The organism is Pseudomonas sp. P9_35, from assembly GCF_034008205.1.
Taxonomy (GTDB): domain Bacteria; phylum Pseudomonadota; class Gammaproteobacteria; order Pseudomonadales; family Pseudomonadaceae; genus Aquipseudomonas; species Aquipseudomonas kilonensis.
Genome location: NZ_CP125373.1, coordinates 793350 through 811856 on the forward strand (window position 1 = coordinate 793350; position 18507 = coordinate 811856).

At 61.4% G+C, this 18507-nt stretch carries 12 protein-coding genes; 6 read left to right on the forward strand and 6 right to left on the reverse strand.

Features of this window, described 5'->3' with window-relative positions:
• Window positions 1-11: 11 nt before the first annotated feature.
• On the forward strand, window positions 12-242 hold the full coding sequence (locus tag QMK47_RS03490) for a hypothetical protein (protein ID WP_253471171.1): 231 nt from the start codon (window positions 12-14) through the stop codon (window positions 240-242).
• Window positions 239-541 (forward strand): cell division protein ZapA, encoded by a 303-nt coding sequence (locus QMK47_RS03495; RefSeq protein ID WP_003197073.1) that lies wholly within the window; start codon window positions 239-241, stop codon window positions 539-541. The genes QMK47_RS03490 and QMK47_RS03495 overlap by 4 nt, the downstream gene beginning before the upstream one ends.
• Before the next feature lie 206 nt (window positions 542-747).
• On the opposite strand, the gene QMK47_RS03500 is transcribed toward QMK47_RS03495, so the two are convergent.
• Both QMK47_RS03500 and putA read right to left on the reverse strand, forming a co-directional pair.
• Complete coding sequence (locus QMK47_RS03500; protein WP_320389806.1) at window positions 748-2550, reverse strand: acyl-CoA dehydrogenase; 1803 nt, start codon at window positions 2548-2550, stop codon at window positions 748-750.
• A 207-nt stretch (window positions 2551-2757) separates the two neighbouring features.
• Window positions 2758-6711 (reverse strand): trifunctional transcriptional regulator/proline dehydrogenase/L-glutamate gamma-semialdehyde dehydrogenase, encoded by a 3954-nt coding sequence (putA, locus tag QMK47_RS03505; RefSeq protein ID WP_253471175.1) that lies wholly within the window; start codon window positions 6709-6711, stop codon window positions 2758-2760.
• A 463-nt stretch (window positions 6712-7174) separates the two neighbouring features.
• Here putA and putP point away from each other — a divergent pair, with 463 nt between their 5' ends.
• Window positions 7175-8659 carry a sodium/proline symporter PutP gene (putP, locus tag QMK47_RS03510; protein WP_253471177.1) on the forward strand — a complete coding sequence of 495 codons (1485 nt, stop codon included), beginning with the start codon at window positions 7175-7177 and terminating at the stop codon, window positions 8657-8659.
• An 88-nt stretch (window positions 8660-8747) separates the two neighbouring features.
• Here the strand turns inward: putP and QMK47_RS03515 are convergent, their stop codons facing one another.
• On the reverse strand, window positions 8748-9242 hold the full coding sequence (locus QMK47_RS03515) for a DUF2165 family protein (protein ID WP_043042997.1): 495 nt from the start codon (window positions 9240-9242) through the stop codon (window positions 8748-8750).
• 268 nt (window positions 9243-9510) lie between these two features.
• Between QMK47_RS03515 and QMK47_RS03520 the strand changes: the two genes are divergently transcribed.
• From QMK47_RS03520 to QMK47_RS03530, 3 genes are all read left to right on the forward strand, one after another.
• On the forward strand, window positions 9511-11565 hold the full coding sequence (locus QMK47_RS03520) for a type VI secretion system tip protein VgrG (protein ID WP_320389807.1): 2055 nt from the start codon (window positions 9511-9513) through the stop codon (window positions 11563-11565).
• Window positions 11562-12293, forward strand: coding sequence for a DUF4123 domain-containing protein (locus tag QMK47_RS03525; protein ID WP_320389808.1), 732 nt, complete (start codon window positions 11562-11564; stop codon window positions 12291-12293). Before QMK47_RS03520 ends, QMK47_RS03525 begins: the two co-directional genes overlap by 4 nt.
• An 81-nt stretch (window positions 12294-12374) precedes the next feature.
• The gene (locus QMK47_RS03530) at window positions 12375-13214 is read left to right on the forward strand and encodes a 23S rRNA (adenine(2030)-N(6))-methyltransferase RlmJ (protein WP_003197086.1); all 840 of its coding nucleotides are present in this window, start codon (window positions 12375-12377) and stop codon (window positions 13212-13214) included.
• A 218-nt stretch (window positions 13215-13432) separates the two neighbouring features.
• Here QMK47_RS03530 and msrA read toward each other — a convergent pair whose 3' ends face one another.
• The 3 genes from msrA to QMK47_RS03545 all read right to left on the reverse strand — a co-directional run bounded on the left by msrA (window position 13433) and on the right by QMK47_RS03545 (window position 18433).
• On the reverse strand, window positions 13433-14080 hold the full coding sequence (msrA, locus tag QMK47_RS03535) for a peptide-methionine (S)-S-oxide reductase MsrA (protein WP_214511502.1): 648 nt from the start codon (window positions 14078-14080) through the stop codon (window positions 13433-13435).
• Window positions 14081-14165: 85 nt separating this feature from the next.
• A complete protein-coding gene (locus QMK47_RS03540; RefSeq protein ID WP_320389809.1) occupies window positions 14166-16859 on the reverse strand; it encodes a putative bifunctional diguanylate cyclase/phosphodiesterase in 2694 nt (897 codons plus the stop codon).
• Window positions 16860-17041: 182 nt separating this feature from the next.
• Window positions 17042-18433 (reverse strand): alkaline phosphatase D family protein, encoded by a 1392-nt coding sequence (locus QMK47_RS03545; RefSeq protein ID WP_253471185.1) that lies wholly within the window; start codon window positions 18431-18433, stop codon window positions 17042-17044.
• Window positions 18434-18507: the final 74 nt, after the last annotated feature.

An 18507-nucleotide genomic window follows, 5' to 3' on the forward strand; every position in this document is an offset into this window, starting at 1 on the left:
TGGAAATCAATATGTTGGAAACATCCCTCAGCCAGCTCGAGCAACTGGTCAACGACCTGGTGCAACAGAACCGTCACCTCACCGGCCTGAACGAAACCCTGGGCGCGGAACTTGCCAAGGCCAAGGATGAAAACGAAAGCCTGCAACTGAGCCTGATGGAGCAGGAAGAACTGCACGGCGCTACCGCCGCCCGCATCCAGGCCCTGATCGAGCGCGCCAGCGCCGGGCCTGTCAGCGCATGAAGCACGGCGCCGATGGGGTGACAGTCATCTCGATCCTGGGAGAAGACTATTCAATCAAAGCGCCGGCCGGGCAGGAACAGGCCCTGTTGGACGCCGCTTCGATGCTCAAGGCCGCACTGGCCGACACGAAAAGGAAATACCCGACGCTGATCGGTGATCGCCTGCTGGTGCTGGCGGCCATGAACCTGTGTTCGCAGCAGATGGAAATGCAGAAGCAACATCAAGCGGAACTCGACCGTTACCAAGAGCAAGTCAGCGCCACGGTCGATGTGATTGCCAAGACGATCCAGCAGGCCTGAAACCGCCAGCAAGGGTTGACTGTGGGAGCGAGCTTGCTCGCGAAGGCGTCAGCACAGTTACCCGTGTGTTGGCTGAAACACCGCTATCGCGAGCAAGCTCGCTCCCACAGTGGATTGGTGGTGAACGCAGATTTCGCGTCCACGTGGCCCCCCTGTGGGAGCGAGCTTGCTCGCGATTGGACGTCAGCCGCACCACAAACGCGGGCTCAGAACCACTCATCCCGCATCCCCAGGCACGTATCATCCCGCGCCTCGAGAATCGCCAGCTCATGATGACAACCCGGCACTTCCCAAGTCAGGAAGTAGCGCGCCGCTTGCAGCTTGCCTTTATAGAAATCGCTGTCTGCGGCATTGCCCTTGGCCAGGCCTTCTTCGGCACGAATCGCCTGTTCCAGCCAGCGCCAACCGATCACCATGTGCCCAAACACCTTCAGGTACAGCGCCGAGTTGGCGAGGCTGGTGTTGACCTTGCCTTGGCCCAGGTCCGTCAGCAGGCCGAGGGTGACTGTTTGCAGGCGCGCCACCAGCGCTTCCAGCGGCTGGCGCAACGGCGTCAGTGAAGCGTGCGCCTGGGCGCGTTCGGTGGTGTCGGCCACCAGCCGGATCAATTGCTTGAGCCCGGCACCGCCGTTCTGCGCCAGTTTGCGCCCCAGCAGGTCCAGGGACTGGATGCCGTGGGTGCCTTCATGGATCGGGTTCAGGCGGTTGTCGCGGTAATACTGCTCTACCGGGTATTCGCGGGTGTAGCCGTGGCCCCCCAGAATCTGGATCGCCAGCTCGTTGGCCTTCAGGCAGAACTCAGAGGGCCAGGATTTGACGATCGGGGTCAGCAGGTCCAGCAACTCATGGGCGCGCCGACGTTCGGCTTCGCTGTCCAGGGTGGTGGTGTCGTCGAACAAGCGCGCCGCGTACAGGCCCAGGTCAAACGACCCTTCGACGTAGGCCTTCTGGGTCAGCAGCATGCGGCGCACGTCGGCGTGCTGGATGATCGCCACGGGGGCGGTGGTCGGGTCCTTGCTGTCGGGCACCCGGCCCTGCGGGCGTTCGCGGGCGTATTCCAGGGAATACAGGTAGCCGGCGTAACCCAGCATCACCGCGCCCATGCCGACGCCGATCCGCGCCTCGTTCATCATCTGGAACATGTAGCTCAGGCCGTGGTGCGGTTTGCCTACGAGGTAACCGACACATTCGCCGTTGTCGCCGAAGTTCAGCGCGGTGGAGGTAGTGCCGCGCCAGCCCATCTTGTGGAATAGCCCGGCCAACAGCACGTCGTTACGCTGGCCGAGGCTGCCGTCGTCGTTGACCAGGAACTTGGGCACGATAAACAGCGAAATGCCTTTCACGCCCGGCGGCGCGTCCGGCAGTTTCGCCAGGACCATGTGCACGATGTTTTCCGACAACGGATGATCACCGCCGGAAATGAAGATCTTGTTGCCTTTGAGTCGATAGGTGCCGTCGGATGCAGGCTCCGCGCGCGTACGAATATCCGACAGCGAAGAGCCTGCATGGGGCTCGGTCAGGGCCATGGTGCCGAAGAAACGACCGTCGATCATCGGTTGCAGGAAGCGTTGCTTCTGCTCCTCGCTGCCGAAACTCTCGATCAGGTTCGCCGCACCCATGGTCAGGAACGGATAAGAGGTCGAAGCGGCGTTGGCCGACTGGAAGTGCGCGAAGCAGGCCTGGGACAGCAACGTCGGCAGTTGCATGCCGCCTGCCTCGAAGCTGCGTGCGGCGTTGAGAAACCCCGCCTCGAGGAAGGCGTCCACCGCCGGTTTTACCTCGGGAATCAGAATCGCCTCGCCGTTCTCGTAGCGCGGTTCGTTTTCATCATTCTTGCGGTTGTGGGGTGCGAAAAATTTCTCGGCGATGCTGCGGGCCGTACCGATGGCAGCGTCGAAGGTTTCGCGATTGTGCTCGGCAAACCGCTCGCGCTGGGTCAGACCCTCGGCATCGAGGACTTCATACAGCTCGAAAGCCAGATTGCGGGAACTGAGCAGCGTCTCGGACATGGCGGCTTACCTTTTTTTGGGATGGGCCGAGTCTAGGCGTGCTGATAAAGGCTGAACAGGATGATTGATGATAGTGATGCAGAGGTGAGGGCGACACTAATCCCAATGTGGGAGCGAGCTCTGTGGGATCAGGCTTTGTGGGAGCAAGGCTCTCACACAGGGATTGGATTGCCAGGCACCCGTTGCAGGTGCCTGGTCTACAGCGGTTTAGCCGATAGTCATCAAGCTGGCGTTACCACCCGCCGCCGCGGTGTTGACGCTCAAGGCCCGCTCGATCACCAGGCGCTCCAGCGCCACGCTGGTTTCGCCCTGGGACAGGCCATGGACCCCGACGATGGCGCCGGCGCGCTTGGCTACCTGTTGGCAAACGCCGCGCAGTTGATCCGAATCGCCGTGGTGCAGGACCGCGTCGAACAGCACCTCGTCCTTGGTCCAGTCGGCCACCCGCTGGATGCGTGCCTGCAGGTCTTTCGGCAAGCGTGCAAACAACGCCTTGCTGGTGTCGGTTTCCGGCCACACGGCCGAGCCGCCCACGGCCAGTACGGCCGCCAGTTGCGTCAGCAGGTCGCCCTCCACGTCGGCCAGGCACAACACGTGCTCGCGCGGCAGGATGGCGTAGCTGTTGCGCTCGCCGGTCGGGCCGGTCAGGGTCCGGGTAATACCGCTTTGCGACTGGGCTGCGAATTGCACGCACACGGCACTCAGTTCGGCGAGCTTCTGGCTGTCGGCCCAGGCTTGCAGCGCGGCCAGCGGTTTACCCATGGCCTCGCGCAAACGCAGGTCCGGCGCCACCAGGGCATCGCCACGGACGAAGGATTGCTGGATCGCATCGGTAGGACGTGTCGACAGCAGGCGGTACAGGTACAGCGGACCACCGGCCTTGGGACCGGTCCCCGACAGGCCTTCGCCGCCAAACGGCTGCACGCCGACCACAGCACCGACAATGTTGCGGTTCACGTAGACGTTGCCCGCATGCACGTTGTCGATGACCTTGGCGATGGTCTCGTCGATGCGCGTGTGCACGCCCAGGGTCAGGCCGTAGCCGGAAGCGTTGATCTGGTTGATCAACTGATCCAGTTCCTTGCGCTTGTAGCGGACCACGTGCAACACCGGGCCGAAGATCTCGCGCTGCAGTTCGTCGAAGCTTTCCAGTTCGATCAGGGTTGGCATGACAAAGGTGCCGCGCTTGCACTCGTCGCTGTCGGCGATTGCCATCTGGTACACGGTGCGACCTTTGTCGCGCATGGCCTGGATGTGTTTCTCGATGCCGGCCTTGGCTTCGGCGTCGATCACCGGGCCGATGTCCACGGACAGGCGCTCGGGGTTGCCGAGGCGCGATTCGGCCATGGCGCCCTTGAGCATTTCGATGACACGGTCGGCGGAATCTTCCTGCAGGCACAGGACCCGCAGGGCCGAGCAACGCTGGCCGGCACTGTCGAAGGCCGACGACACCACGTCGATGACTACTTGTTCGGTCAGCGCCGAGGAATCGACGATCATGGCGTTCTGGCCGCCGGTTTCGGCGATCAGCGGGATCGGCCGGCCCTGGTTGTCCAGGCGACCGGCGATGTTGCGTTGCAGCAGGCGAGCGACTTCGGTGGAGCCGGTGAACATCACGCCTTTGACCCGCTCGTCACCCACCAGGCGGGCGCCGACGGTTTCGCCGCGCCCCGGCAGCAGTTGCAGCACGCCTTCCGGAATGCCGGCTTCGAGCATCAGGCGCACAGCCTGGGCAGCCACCAATGGCGTCTGCTCGGCGGGCTTGGCCAATACCGGGTTGCCGGCGGCCAGGGCAGCGGCGACCTGGCCGCTGAAAATCGCCAGCGGGAAGTTCCACGGGCTGATGCAGACCACCGGACCCAGTGGGCGGTGGGCATCGTTGGTGAAATCGTTGCGCGCCTGTACCGCGTAGTAGCGCAGGAAGTCCACGGCCTCACGCACTTCAGCGATGGCGTTGGCGAAGGTCTTGCCGGCTTCGCGGGCCAACAGGCCCATCAGCGGCTGGATCTCGCCTTCCATCAGGTCGGCGGCACGTTCGAGGATCGCGGCGCGCTCGGCTGGCGGCGTGGCTTGCCAGATCGGTGCGGCGTTGAGGGCGCACTGGATGGCGTTGTCGACGTCGACGACCGTGGCTTCCTGTACATGACCAACCACGTCGCGGTGATCGGACGGGTTCAGTACCGGGGCCGGGGCTTCTTCGCTGGCGGCACAGCCGAGCATCGGCACGGCTGTCCAATCGTTATGGGCAGTGGCAAGCAGGGCGCAGGACAGCGACGCCAAACGATGTTCGTTGGCCAGGTCGATGCCGCTGGAGTTGGCGCGGTCGCTGCCATACAGGTCGCGCGGCAGTGGGATGCGCGGGTGCGGCAGGCCGAAACCGCCTTCCAGCGTCGCCATCTGCTCGATGCTGGCCACTGGATCGGCCACCAGCTCCTGAATCGAGATGGACTGGTCGGCGATACGGTTGACGAACGAAGTGTTCGCGCCGTTTTCCAGCAGGCGACGTACCAGGTACGCCAGCAGTGTCTCGTGGGTGCCGACCGGAGCGTACACACGGCACGGACGGTTCAGCTTGCCTTCGGAAACCTTGCCTACAACCTGTTCGTACAGCGGTTCACCCATGCCATGTAGGCACTGGAATTCGTACTGGCCCGGGTAATAATTCTGACCGGCGATGTGGTAGATGGCTGCCAGGGTATGGGCGTTGTGCGTGGCGAACTGCGGGTAGATGACTTCCGGCACCGACAGCAGCTTGCGGGCGCAAGCGATGTAGGACACGTCGGTGTACACCTTGCGGGTATAGACCGGATAGCCTTCCAGGCCTTCGACTTGGGCGCGCTTGATTTCGCTGTCCCAGTACGCGCCTTTTACCAGGCGAATCATCAACCGGTGGCGGCTACGGCGTGCCAGGTCGATGACGTAGTCGATCACGTACGGGCAACGCTTCTGGTAGGCCTGGATCACGAAGCCGATGCCGTTCCAGCCGGTCAGTTGCGGCTCGAAGCACAGGCGCTCCAGCAGATCCAGCGACAGTTCGAGGCGGTCGGCCTCTTCGGCGTCGATGTTCAGGCCGATGTCGTATTGCTTGGCCAGCAGGGTCAGCGACAGCAGGCGTGGGTACAGCTCGTCCATGACGCGCTCGTACTGGGCGCGACTGTAACGTGGGTGCAGGGCGGACAGCTTGATGGAAATGCCTGGGCCTTCATAAATCCCACGGCCATGGGACGCTTTGCCGATCGAATGAATGGCTTGTTCGTACGAGGCCAGGTACTTCTGCGCATCATGTTCGGTGAGTGCGGCTTCACCCAGCATGTCGTAGGAATAGCGGAAGCCTTTGGCTTCGAACTTGCTGGCGTTGGCCAGGGCCTCGGCGATGGTTTCGCCGGTGACGAACTGCTCGCCCATCAGGCGCATGGCCATGTCGACGCCCTTGCGGATCATCGGCTCGCCGCTCTTGCCGATGATGCGGCTCAGGGAAGAGGTCAGGCCCGCTTCGTTATGGGTAGCGACCAGCTTGCCGGTCAGCAGCAGGCCCCACGTGGCGGCGTTGACGAACAGCGACGGGCTGTTGCCCAAGTGTGGCTGCCAGTTGCCGGTGCTGATCTTGTCGCGGATCAGCGCGTCACGGGTGCCTTTGTCCGGGATGCGCAGCAGCGCCTCGGCCAGGCACATCAGTGCTACGCCTTCCTGGGACGACAGGGAAAATTCCTGCAGCAAACCCTGAACGATACCGGCACGGCCGCCGGCACTTTTCTGGTTGCGCAGTTTTTCAGCAATCGAAGCAGCCAGTTTGTTGGTGGCTTCGGCCATTTGTGCCGGCAGGCGGGCCTGCTCGATCAGCATCGGCACCACTTCCGGCTCTGGGCGACGGTAAGCGGCCGTGATGGAGGCGCGCAGGACCGATTGCGGCAGGATGCTCTCGGCAAATTCGAGGAAGCATTGGTGAGCATGGTCGACCTGCACATCGCCAGCATCGTCGCTGTCGGTGCGAGGTGAGCCGTTCAGCTCGGTCAGGGTTGCACCACCCTCGAGTTTTTCCAGGTAATTGAAAATTGCCTGCTTGATCAGCCAGTGCGGCGTGCGATCAATCGAGGTTGCGGCCGCCTTGAGGCGTTCGCGGGTCGGGTCGTCGAGTTTGACCCCAAGGGTGGTGGTAGCCATATTTTTATCCTCATGTTTACCACGTATCGCGTGGCATCAGCTGGCGGCAAGATTAGCTGCGCGATGATTGAGGTGCAACCGGGTGCAACCCTTTTTTTCTCGAAATGACAGGCAGCTCATCCGGAAGCAAATATTGCCCGGTTGATCCTGCACTGGCTTAGTGCTTTGGCTTCTAGCTGGGTGCTGGGAACTGCACTAAAAGGGAGCAAAAAACACAGATTTGGCGATAAAATCGATCAGGTGCAACTTATTCGAACGAAACTGGTTGCACCTTATTTGATTTGTTGAATAGCATTCGCGGCCAAGGTGCAACCGGTTCAAAAGCCGAGGGGCATCGGCTGATGGCTTTCCTGGGGAAACATCAGTCATAAATTCGCGGGACTGTAAATCGTCGCTACAACGTCTGTGTTGTCGACGCTTTAAACTGCCACCGCTACATAAAAACAAAGCCAGGGCGTAACTCATGAGTGTTAGTAATCCCACCTTGATCACTTTCGTGATCTATATCGCAGCCATGGTCCTGATCGGTCTGATGGCTTACCGCTCCACCAATAACCTTTCCGATTACATCCTGGGCGGTCGTAGCCTGGGCAGCGTCGTGACGGCACTGTCTGCCGGCGCTTCCGACATGAGCGGCTGGTTGTTGATGGGTTTGCCTGGTGCGATCTACATGTCCGGCCTGTCGGAAAGCTGGATCGCCATCGGCCTGATCGCCGGTGCCTACCTGAACTGGTTGTTCGTGGCCGGTCGCCTGCGGGTACAGACCGAGCACAACGGTGACGCACTGACGCTGCCGGACTACTTCTCCAGCCGTTTCGAAGACAAGAGCGGTGTGCTGCGGATCATCTCTGCGGTGGTGATCCTGGTGTTCTTCACCATCTATTGCGCTTCCGGCATCGTTGCCGGCGCCCGTCTGTTCGAAAGCACCTTCGGCATGTCCTACGAGACGGCGCTATGGGCCGGTGCTGCGGCGACCATCGCCTACACCTTCGTCGGTGGTTTCCTGGCCGTGAGCTGGACCGACACCGTACAAGCCACCCTGATGATCTTTGCGCTGATCCTCACGCCGATCATCGTGCTGCTGGCTACCGGTGGTGTGGACACCACGTTCCTGGCTATCGAAGCAAAAGATCCTACGTCGTTCGACATGCTGAAAAACACCACCTTCATCGGCATCATCTCGCTGATGGGCTGGGGCCTGGGCTACTTCGGCCAACCGCACATCCTGGCGCGCTTCATGGCGGCGGATTCGGTCAAGTCGATCGCCAAGGCTCGTCGCATTTCCATGACTTGGATGATCCTCTGCCTGGGCGGCACCGTGGCCGTGGGCTTCTTCGGTATCGCTTACTTCTCGGCGCACCCTGACGTGGCCGGTCCCGTGACCGAGAACCCTGAGCGGGTGTTCATCGAGCTGGCGAAAATACTGTTCAACCCATGGGTTGCCGGTGTGTTGCTGTCGGCCATCCTGGCGGCGGTGATGAGTACCCTGAGCTGCCAGTTGCTGGTGTGCTCCAGTGCCCTGACCGAAGACTTCTACAAAACCTTCCTGCGCAAGGGCGCTTCCCAGCTGGAACTGGTCTGGGTCGGCCGCGCCATGGTGCTGCTGGTGGCCTTGGTCGCCATCGCCCTGGCCGCCAACCCGGAAAACCGTGTACTGGGCCTGGTGAGCTACGCCTGGGCCGGTTTTGGTGCCGCCTTCGGCCCGGTTGTCCTGATCTCCGTGATCTGGAAGAACATGACCCGCAATGGCGCGCTCGCCGGCATCCTGGTGGGTGCGATCACCGTGATCGTCTGGAAGCATTTCGCGTTGCTGGGGCTGTACGAAATCATCCCAGGCTTCATCTTCGCCAGCCTGGCTATCTACCTGGTCAGCAAGGCGGGCTCGCCTACCGCCGGTATGCTGCAGCGCTTCGACGCGGCGGAAAAAGATTTTCGCCTGAACCAGTAAGGCCTTCGGCGGGGCCTTGATGGCTCGCAGGACGACTTGCATAAAAACGGCCCGTCTCCAATGGAGGCGGGCCGTTTTTTCATGGGGCTCAGTCCGGATTGGCGTCAGGTTGGTTGAGAAAGATCAACACCCCCAAAATCGCCATATAGAACCTGAACGCAGCGTCCTGGCCATTCCAGATTTCTGATTGCCACATCAGGAACCACTCGCCACCGACCACCATGAAACCAAAGAACCAGACGAAGAAACCCACCGTCAGGCCGGCAACGGCCCAGCGCTTGGCACGGGCGAAAACCGCGGCCTCGGCTTGGCGTGCCAGCCACAGTTCCAGTGCGCCGTAGCCCAGCAACCCTGCCGTCATCGCTTCGCCGAGAATAATCAGCCAATAGGCCCCGTGCCACATCCACGGTTGATCGATGGCCCGATACCGGGCGGCGTTGTCGGGAAAGGTGGTATCCATACTCAGTACGTGATGGACGAAATTGAAGTTGGAGCTGTAGTCCGTGATGTTATTGAACACCGTCAGGAAGGCGAATGCGGCGAGCGCCAGGGTCATTGCGATCTTTGCGTAACGTGTCGTCATGCCGTGCATCCTTTGCTTTTTTTGCGACCAGCACACGTTATCACGGCTGTTACGGCGCCGAGATCCGCCGTGTTGCAGGAAACGGCTGATTCATTCGTGGGATGGTTGCGGTTGGCCGCGATGCCACGAATGTCTATCGGAAAATGCATCACGTCTTGCCGCTTTTAGCTCATTGGCTGTAAGGCAAATCTGTTTTTCCTGACCTCCAATCCACTCCCCCTATCGCTCGTGCAGAATCGCCCGCCTCCACTCAGCAGAGGCACATTGGATGTTCCCGCCTGCCAACCAACCACGTTTCACGCTGACGCTCGACAGCGGGCCGAATGAACTCAAGGTGCTTGAGTTCAAGGGCAAGGAAGCCATCAGCCAGCCCTATCGCTTTGACCTGGAACTGGTCAGCGAGCGGTCTGACCTGGCGCTGGAAGAGCTCCTGCATCGCCAGGCATTTCTGGGGTTCGATGATTGGGACCGTGGCATACACGGTCAGGTCTATAGCGTGGCCCAGGGGGATTCGGGCAAACGCCTGACCCGTTATCAGATCAGCCTGGTGCCCCGCCTGGCCTACTTGCGCCATCGCATCAACCAGCGAGTTTTCCAGCACCTGAACGTGCCCGATATCGTTGCCCGGGTGTTGAAGGATCACGGGATCCTGGCGGATGCCTGCCAGTTCACGCTGGGCGGGCAATACCCCGAGCGCGAGTATTGTGTGCAGTATGGCGAAAGCGACCTGGCCTTCATCGAGCGGATCTGCGCCGAAGTCGGCATCCATTATCACTTCAGGCACCGCCCTGACGGTCATCTGCTGGTATTCGGTGACGACCAGACGGTGTTTCACCGCCTGCCTGAGTCGACGCTATACCTGCCGGACAGCGGCATGGCCGCCGACGAGCCGGCCATCAAGCGCCTGGCAGTGCGGCTCCAGACCCGTACCACTGCCGTGACGTTGCGCGACTACGACTTCCGCAGGCCCGGTTTGTTACTGCAAACCCAACTCGACAATCGACAGCGCCCTGTGCTCGAGGACTATCACTATCCCGGTGGTTTCTGCGCCCGTGACGACGGCAAGCATCTGACCCGACGCGCCCTTGAGCGCCACGGCGCCGACCACTGCGTGGCAGAAGGCGGCAGCAATGAAAGCGCCCTGGTCAGCGGACATTTCATGCGCATCAAGGAGCATCCCCGGGAACCGTGGAATGATCTCTGGCTCCTGACGCAGATCGACCATCATGGCCGTCAACCGCAGGTGCTGGAAGAAACAGCCGCCGGCCCGGATGAGTTCCAGGGCTACAAAAATACCTTTCTTGCCACGCCATGGGACGTGTTCTTTCGGCCACCTTTGGATCACGAAAAGCCCCGCGCCCATGGTTATCAGTCGGCGGTGGTGACCGGGCCGGTGGACAGCGAGATCCATTGCGATGAGTTCGGACGGGTCAAAGTGCAACTGGTCTGGGATCGCGACGGTCAATGCGACGAGCATTCCAGCTGCTGGCTGCGCGTGGCCTCTGGTTGGGCTCACGATCGCTATGGCGCAGTGATGATCCCCCGGGTCGGGATGGAAGTCCTGGTGGGGTTCATCGATGGCGACGTGGACAAGCCGTTGGTCGTCGGGTGTCTGCCCAACGGCGCCAACCCGGTGCCGCTGGACCTGCCTGCGGACAAGACCCGCAGCGTGTGGCGCAGCCAGAGCAGCCCCGGCGGGGCAGGCTACAACGAATTGCGCATCGAGGATCGCAAGGGCGCCGAGGAGATCTACCTGCGGGCCCAGCGCAACTGGACCCAGCATGTGCTGCATGACCAGCGGGTGCAGGTCGATCACGAGCGCAGCATCGTTGTCGCCGGTGCGGCACGGCACGAGCTCAAGGCCGATGAGCAGCGCCTTACCCACGGTCAACGCCGGACAGAAGTGCGGCAGGACGATCATCTGCTGGTGAGCGGCGAGCGGCATATTCGTGTCACCAGCCAGGTCCTGAATGCCAGCCAGCAGTTTCATGTCAGCGCCGGCCAGCAGGTAGTCTTGGACGGGGGCGCGAGCGTGACCCTTCAGGCCGGCGGCCATTGGATCAACATCGGTGCCGGGGGGATTTCCAGCAGCGTACCCCTCGAGGTCGGTGGGGCGCCGATGGCGGTCATGAGCGCGGCATCCGGCTCTCCAGGCAGCGCCGAGAAGCTGGTCGCTGCGGCGGCGCCCGCGCTTTCCCTTGCGCAGATCCTCAGTTTCCAAGGTTCGGCGCCGTTCTGCGAGGAGTGCGAGCGTTGCAGGAGTGGCGCTTGTGCAGTGCCGCCGGTCGTTCACAAATCTATCGATGTCCGGGGGCGTCCATGAACAGCGATCAATCTCCCCGCGCCTGGCTTGAGGACCACCCCTTGCAGGCCTCCGAGCAACTTTTCGCCATTTTCAGCAATGCCAGTAGCGCCGGGGCGTTGTCGGCCTGGAGGCGCTCGATGAACTCGGTCGCCAGCCCGATCTGGGCCGACACGCCGTACGCCGAGTGGGAAGCGGTCATGCCCTATGTAGGGCTGGTCAGCGCAGACAGTGGGTTTGTTGATTGGATAGCCGCCACCGACTCCCTCGATTGGGGTTGGCTGGCGGTTTCGTGCGTGAGCCAGGAAATCCTTGTCGAACACTTGCGCGGGCTCACGCAGGTGCTGTTGCCCGGTGGCAAGCCGGTCTTCCTGCGTTTTTGGGATGGGCGCTTCATGCGGCCGATCCTGCAATCGACGGCGGTGGAGGCCGGGCAAGTCTTGCCGGTCATCAAGCGCTGTCTGATCAATGGGCAATCCCTTGAGGTCGTGGGAAATGCCCAGCGGCCGGCCCAGGCTTTTCCCTGGTGGCAAGTGCCCGTCGCACTGTTGGACGCAATGACCGAGGGCCCGACGGACTGTCTGCTGGACAACGTGCTCACTTGGCTGGGTGAAGAGCATCCGCATGTGTTCGAGCGGGTCGACGGCAGCGTCCTGCGCTGCAAGATTGCCCACTTTCTTGAGCGATCGGAGCCGACTGAGGCGCAAAAGGCGCCATTGCAGGCGTATTTGCTGCGAGAGCTGGTCTGATGGTGGCCTGTCCGCCGGGCTGCGAACCCCTGACGTCCGACGCGCTTCGAGGTAAACTCGTCGCCCTTCGCAGGAGCCGCCATGAATTATCGCCACGCCTTCCACGCCGGCAATCACGCCGATGTATTCAAACACCTGACCTTGACCCGCCTCATTGCCTTGATGTCGCGCAAGGAGCAGCCCTTCGCCTACCTCGATACCCACGCGGGCATCGGGTTGTACGACTTGCAGGGTGACCAGGCCAACCGTACCGGTGAGTACCTGGAAGGCATTGCGCGGTTGTGGGGCGAGAGCGATCTGCCGCCGCTGACCGCCGATTACATGAAGGTGCTGCACGAGATGAACCCGGACGGGCAGTTGCGCTACTACCCGGGCTCGCCGGAGTTGGCGCGGCGCCTGACCCGTTCGCAGGACCGTGTGCTGCTCAATGAGAAACACCCTGAAGACGGCGTGTTGCTCAAGGACAACATGAAAGGCGACCGTCGCGTGGCGGTCCACCTGGGTGAGGGTTGGCATGTGCCGCGGGCGCTGCTGCCGGTGGCAGAGAAGCGTGCCCTGATGCTGATCGATCCGCCCTTCGAACAGCTGGACGAGATGCAGCGCTGCGCCGCCTCCCTCAAGGAAGCCATTGGCCGGATGCGCCAGACGGTGGCCGCGATCTGGTACCCGGTTAAGGACCAGCGGATGTTGCGCCGCTTCTACCAGGACCTGGCCGGCACGGGCGCGCCGAAGCTGTTGCGGGTGGAGCTGCTGGTGCATCCACTGGCGACGCCCAACAGCCTGAACGGCTCCGGCCTGGCGATTGCCAATCCGCCGTGGGGGCTGGAGGAAGAGTTGCGTGAACTGCTGCCGTGGCTGTCGAAAAAGCTGGGGCAGACCCAGGGTGGGTGGCAGATGGATTGGTTGATCGCTGAAAGCTGAGTTTTGCTGGCGTCTGGAAGGGCGCTATCGCGAGCAAGCTCGCTCCCACATGGGATGTGAGGTGTTCACAGAACTGCAATTGACACAAATCCCTGTGGGAGCTGAGCTTGCTCGCGATGACGGTGGTTCAGCTGCATCGACGCTGAATGTGCCGCCGCGTCGCGGGCAAGCCTTGCTCCCACAAGCTCAGCTTCCACACTGGGTCTGGGGTTTAAAAGTCAGATCGGGCAGGTCACGCCCGTACCGCCAATCCCGCAATAGCCTTCAGGATTTTTCGCCAGGTACTGCTGGTGGTAAGCCTCGGCGAAGTAGACCGTCGGTGCTTCTTCGATTTCGGTCGTGATGGTGCCTTTGCCTGCCTTGGTCAACTCGGCCTGGAATACTTGCTCGCTGTGTTTGGCCGCCGCCAGTTGAGCCGGGTTGGTGGCATAGATCACCGAGCGGTACTGGGTGCCGATGTCATTCCCCTGGCGCATGCCCTGGGTCGGGTTGTGCAGTTCCCAGAACATTTTCAGAAGCTGCTCGTAGCTGACTTTGGCCGGCTCATAGACCACCAGTACCACTTCACTGTGGCCGGTCAGACCCGAACAGACTTCTTCATACGTCGGGTTCGGCGTGAAGCCGCCGGCGTAACCCACCGCTGTACTGACCACGCCTTCGCGCTGCCAGAACTTGCGCTCCGCGCCCCAGAAGCAGCCGAGGCCGAAGATCGCGAAATCCACGTCCATGGCAAACGGGCCGAGCAGGGGCGCGTCGTGGACGAAGTGTTTTTCCGGCACGGTCATCGGCGTTTCACGGCCAGGCAGGGCTTGTTCTTGAGTAGGGAGCACGTTTTTGTTCACCAGGATTTCCGAGCGCAAGACCATTTATCAGTCCTCTCAGTCAGATTGAGTTGAGCGAAATAGACCGTCAGTGTGCCTCAGAAAAGCCGCAGCAAGCTATACGCAGCTGTCAGACCAGAGGCCCGCGCGGGTAGCGCTTGAGCTTTTCGACCAGCTCGGCGCCGGGGATTGGCCGGTCGAACAGGTAGCCCTGGCCGACGTCGCAGCGGTGGCGCCGCAGAAACGCCAGTTGCTGGGCGGTTTCGATGCCTTCGGCCACGACCTTGAGTTTCAGGTTGTGGGCCATGGCGATCACCGCCGAGGTGATTTCCATGTCGTCCTGGTTGTCCGGGATTTCGTGGATGAAGCTGCGATCGATCTTGATGATGTCGATCGGGAATTTCTTCAGGTAGCTCAAGGACGAATAACCGGTGCCGAAGTCGTCCATGGCCAGGGTCAGCCCCAGGCGCTTGAGCTGGTCGAGCTGCAAGTGGGTGTCTTCGGTGGCTTCCAGCAACAGGCCTTCGGTCAGCTCCAGTTCCAGCAGCCGGGCCGGCAGTTGTTCCTCCTTGAGGATGCTGGCGATGGAGGCGACCAGGTCCGGGTCGGAAAACTGCTTGGGTGACAGATTGATCGCCACTTGCAGGTTACCCAGGCCGGCTGCGGTCAGCTGTTTGCTCATGCGGCAAGCCTGGCGGGCGATCCATTTGCCGATGGGAATGATCAGGCCGGTTTCTTCGGCCACGCTGATGAACTGGTCCGGGCGGATCATGCCCTTTTCCGGATGGTTCCAGCGCAGCAGCGCTTCCATGCCCAGCAGGCGGCCGCTGCGCAGGCACAACTTGGGCTGGTAGAACACGTCCAGTTCGTTCTGGGTCAAGGCGCGACGCAGGTTGTTTTCCACGAACAGCTTGTAGCTGGCCTCGGCATTCAGTGCTTCGGTGAACACCTGGACCTGGTGCTTACCGTTGGCCTTGGCCTTGTGCAGGGCGAGGCCGGCGTTGCGCATCAGGGTCTGTGGATCGCGGCCGTGCAGCGGCGCGCAGGCCAGGCCCACGGAGCCGGTCACGCTGATCAACTGGTTATCGACGAACATGGGTTTGTCGAGGGTCATCAGCAACTGGCTGGCGATCTGTTGCCCGGCCTCCAGGCTCGTGTCGTCCAGCAGGACCGCGAATTCGTTACTGGCAAATCGCGCCAGGCTGCCGCTGGGGCTCAAGCTGTTGCGCAGGCGCCGGGCCAGGCTGATCAGCAGTTTGTCACCGGTCTGGTGGCCGAGGCTGTCGTTGATGCGCTTGAAGTTGTCGATGTCCACCAGCAGCAGGCTGATGGGCGAATCACTGTCTCGGGCGAAGCGTTCATCGAGGTTGCGAATGAACGCCGGACGGTTGCCCAGGTTAGTCAGGTTGTCGGTGTACGCCAGGCGCTCGATGCGCTGCTGGGCCAGCTTGGTCTGGGTGATGTCTTCGTAGATGCCGATGTAATGGGTCAGCTCACGGTTGTCGCCGTAGACCTTGGAAATCGACAACTGGCCCCAGTAGGGCTCCAGGTTCTTGCGCCGACTCTTGAACTCACCCTGCCAACTGTTGCTCTGGGCCAGCGCCGAGGGTGCGTCGAACAGCAGTTCGCTGAGGTTCTCCAGGGCCGGCAGTTCCGAGAGGCGTTGGCCGTGGACTTCTTCGGTGGTGTACTGGGTGATCGCGGTGAAGCTCGGGTTGACGTACTCCACCACGCCGTCGCAATTGACCAGCAGGAACGCGTTGGCGCTCTGCTCCACGGCGCGCTGGAACAAGTGCAGGGCGCTGGTGGCGATGCGTCGATTATGGTTGTTGATGACCTGGGCGAACTGGTCCGCGAGCTCGCCGGCAAAGGCGATTTCATCCGACTGCCAGGCGCGGGTGGCGCCTACTTGCTCCAGGCACAGCACGCCCACCACCTGGCCGTCGATACGCACGCTGGCGTCGAGAATGGCATTGACGTCACGGGCGCGCAGGCTCTCGGCCATTTCCCGGGTGCGCGGGTCGCGTATCGCATTGTGGGCGTCAATGGCGCGGCTGGTCTGCAGCGCTTCCATGTAGTCGGGAAAGTCGTTGGCGTCGATCACCGCCGGCAGGAAATAATCCTGGGACGCGCGGTTGTAGGCGGAAATCGGAACCAGTTTGCCATCGTCCAGATTCCAGAGGCTGGCGCAGTCGATCTGGTAGATGTCGCAGGCGCTGCGGGTGATCAGTTCGGCGGCTTCGAGCAGGGAGTTGTTGGCGCTGTAGCGTTGACGGGTCAGCAGCAGGATCAAGTCCTGTTGGGCGCGTACCCGGTCCAGGTGCTGGAGTTGCTCTTGCTGGGCGCGCTGGTTCAGTTCCAGGGCGATCTGCAGGCGTGAATTCTGGGTTTCCAGGTCCAGGGCCGGCACGGAGGGTTCGCCTTGCAGCAAATCGTCCACCGCCAGCAGGTAACCGCGCAGCAGATGACGATTGTGTTGCTTATAGGCCTCACCCGTCTCCAGCACATTCATCGGACCCTTGGCGGTGTGGAGCGTGTAGCGAATCTGGTAATGCGTGGCCTGGGCCAATTGTTGCTGGATGGCGTCGTGCAACTGGTAGCGTGCTTCGGGCTCCATCAAGCTGGCGTAAGGCGCACTGACCAGCGAGCACAGCTCTACCGCCGGCAGGCCGAAGTATCGCTCGCAGTTGGGATCGAGGAACAACAGCGCCCAGCTTGCTTCATTCAGCCGTTCGAAACGCAGCATACCGAGCCGCGAGGGCACCGGTAACTGCGTCACTACCTCGGCCGCCATACGGCTGGCGGCATCGGGTTGGCTTTTCATGGGGAAACTCGCTTCGAAAATGCTGATCGCGCCGGGCTGACGCCCTCGTTATTACGGATTGGCGCAAGGTTGCATCATTGCGGCACTGGCTGACAAGAGAGATGAAGGCCAAGTGCTATAAACCCTTTATCGGCCGACAAGAGGATTTCTCCAGTCGCCGACCGATCAGAGGGCAAGGAAGATCATTGCAGTGGGATATCGACCGCCTGCAAGGGGTTGCCGTCCCGGTCGTGGAAGGTGACTTGAAGGCTCTGGGCCGTGACATGCAGGCAGGCGAAGTTGTCCTGGCTCACCACTTTGCTGGTCAGTTCATAGTGGTACTGACCGCTTTTGGTGCGGGCCATGGGGCTGTGGAAAATAAAATCCGAGGCTTTTGCAAAAGGCAGCAATTTACTGTTGTAGAACGGTGAGGAAACGACGGTATTGACCTCGAAATCAGAATCCGCGCTGTGACGCAGGCGGCTGGTCATGGAGCCGTGGACATCGCCCGAGACGAAAATCACGTTTTTGATCCGATGGCGGCGTATGGTTTCCAGCAGGCGCAGGCGTTGTTCCGGGAAGGCCTGCCAGGCGTCGCCGTCATCGTGCCTGCTGTCAGGGAAGAACATGACGCTGGTCACGACGAGTTTGACCCGGGCGGGGCTGTCGATGAGCCATTGGAGCAGGGACTGTTCCTGTTCCTCGTCGAGAATGCGCCGATCGTGCGCCGACAGGTTGCGTTGCGTCCGACTGTCGGTGACGAACCATTGGATATCGCCGTGGGTGAAGGTGTACCAGTAGCGGGTTAACGACTTGTGTAATGTTCCGTCGCTCGACAGTTCATGGGCGGGCCCGTGGCTGGCCTGATAAAGCCCATAAGCGCCCATGGCATTGGCGTATAGAACATCGTCGTTGACGGTTTTCCTGGCGGGCCAGTTGTCTTCGATCTCATGGTCGTCAAGGATCATGTAGGTAGGGGTGCCAGACATCAGTTTGCGGATATGTGGCTGGCTAAATACCGATCGGTATCTGAAAAGGATGTTCTGATAGGTTCGGTCCGGTCCGATGACATTCAGGTCATCCAGATAAACCTGATCGCCGGTCATCAATACCGCGCTGATCGGTGGGTCGGCCTGCGCCACGATGCGGTTGATACCGGCAAAGGTGCGGTCCCCAAGCCCCGGTAGCAATGGGGTGCCGGCGGCGATTCGCAAGTAGCGACAAGAGCCCACGATGTAAGCGCGTGGCGCATCGGTTTTGCTGGCCGGCGTGCGTAGGCAGTAGGTGTTCCTGGGCCATTGCAGCGGCAGTTCCTGGACGGTTTCCACGGTATGGGTCGGGCTCAGGGGGCTGAACCAGCCGGCCTGGTACTCGTAGGCGGTGTCGGGTTGAAGGCCTTTCAACACGATGACATCGGACATGTCGCGGTAGGCCTTCAATTGGACAAAGTGCCCTTTCGACCAGCGTGTATCGCCTTGGCGCCGGTGGCGAATACCGGCGAATACCCGGTTGTTGCCGCGATCGCCCCGCAGGAATATCCGGGCGTGGTCCGTTGTCGTGTGGCCGACAATGGGGCCAACGGTAGGTTTGAACATATTCGAATCCATTCGAAGTTTCAGTAGTGGGGGCAAGCATCAAGTTGCCATGAGGCTCTGATGCTAAAGCTCGA

Bases quoted from the DNA above. Each gene is read 5' to 3' on its own strand.
- QMK47_RS03515 (WP_043042997.1), bottom strand. From the start codon at position 9,242: ATGACGACACGTTACGCAAAGATCGCAATGACCCTGGCGCTCGCCGCA.
- QMK47_RS03490 (WP_253471171.1), top strand. From the start codon at position 12: ATGTTGGAAACATCCCTCAGCCAGCTCGAGCAACTGGTCAACGACCTG.
- putP (WP_253471177.1), top strand. From the start codon at position 7,175: ATGAGTGTTAGTAATCCCACCTTGATCACTTTCGTGATCTATATCGCA.
- QMK47_RS03520 (WP_320389807.1), top strand. From the start codon at position 9,511: ATGTTCCCGCCTGCCAACCAACCACGTTTCACGCTGACGCTCGACAGC.
- QMK47_RS03540 (WP_320389809.1), bottom strand. From the start codon at position 16,859: ATGAAAAGCCAACCCGATGCCGCCAGCCGTATGGCGGCCGAGGTAGTG.
- QMK47_RS03545 (WP_253471185.1), bottom strand. From the start codon at position 18,433: ATGTTCAAACCTACCGTTGGCCCCATTGTCGGCCACACGACAACGGAC.
- msrA (WP_214511502.1), bottom strand. From the start codon at position 14,080: ATGGTCTTGCGCTCGGAAATCCTGGTGAACAAAAACGTGCTCCCTACT.
- putA (WP_253471175.1), bottom strand. From the start codon at position 6,711: ATGGCTACCACCACCCTTGGGGTCAAACTCGACGACCCGACCCGCGAA.
- QMK47_RS03495 (WP_003197073.1), top strand. From the start codon at position 239: ATGAAGCACGGCGCCGATGGGGTGACAGTCATCTCGATCCTGGGAGAA.
- QMK47_RS03525 (WP_320389808.1), top strand. From the start codon at position 11,562: ATGAACAGCGATCAATCTCCCCGCGCCTGGCTTGAGGACCACCCCTTG.
- QMK47_RS03530 (WP_003197086.1), top strand. From the start codon at position 12,375: ATGAATTATCGCCACGCCTTCCACGCCGGCAATCACGCCGATGTATTC.
- QMK47_RS03500 (WP_320389806.1), bottom strand. From the start codon at position 2,550: ATGTCCGAGACGCTGCTCAGTTCCCGCAATCTGGCTTTCGAGCTGTAT.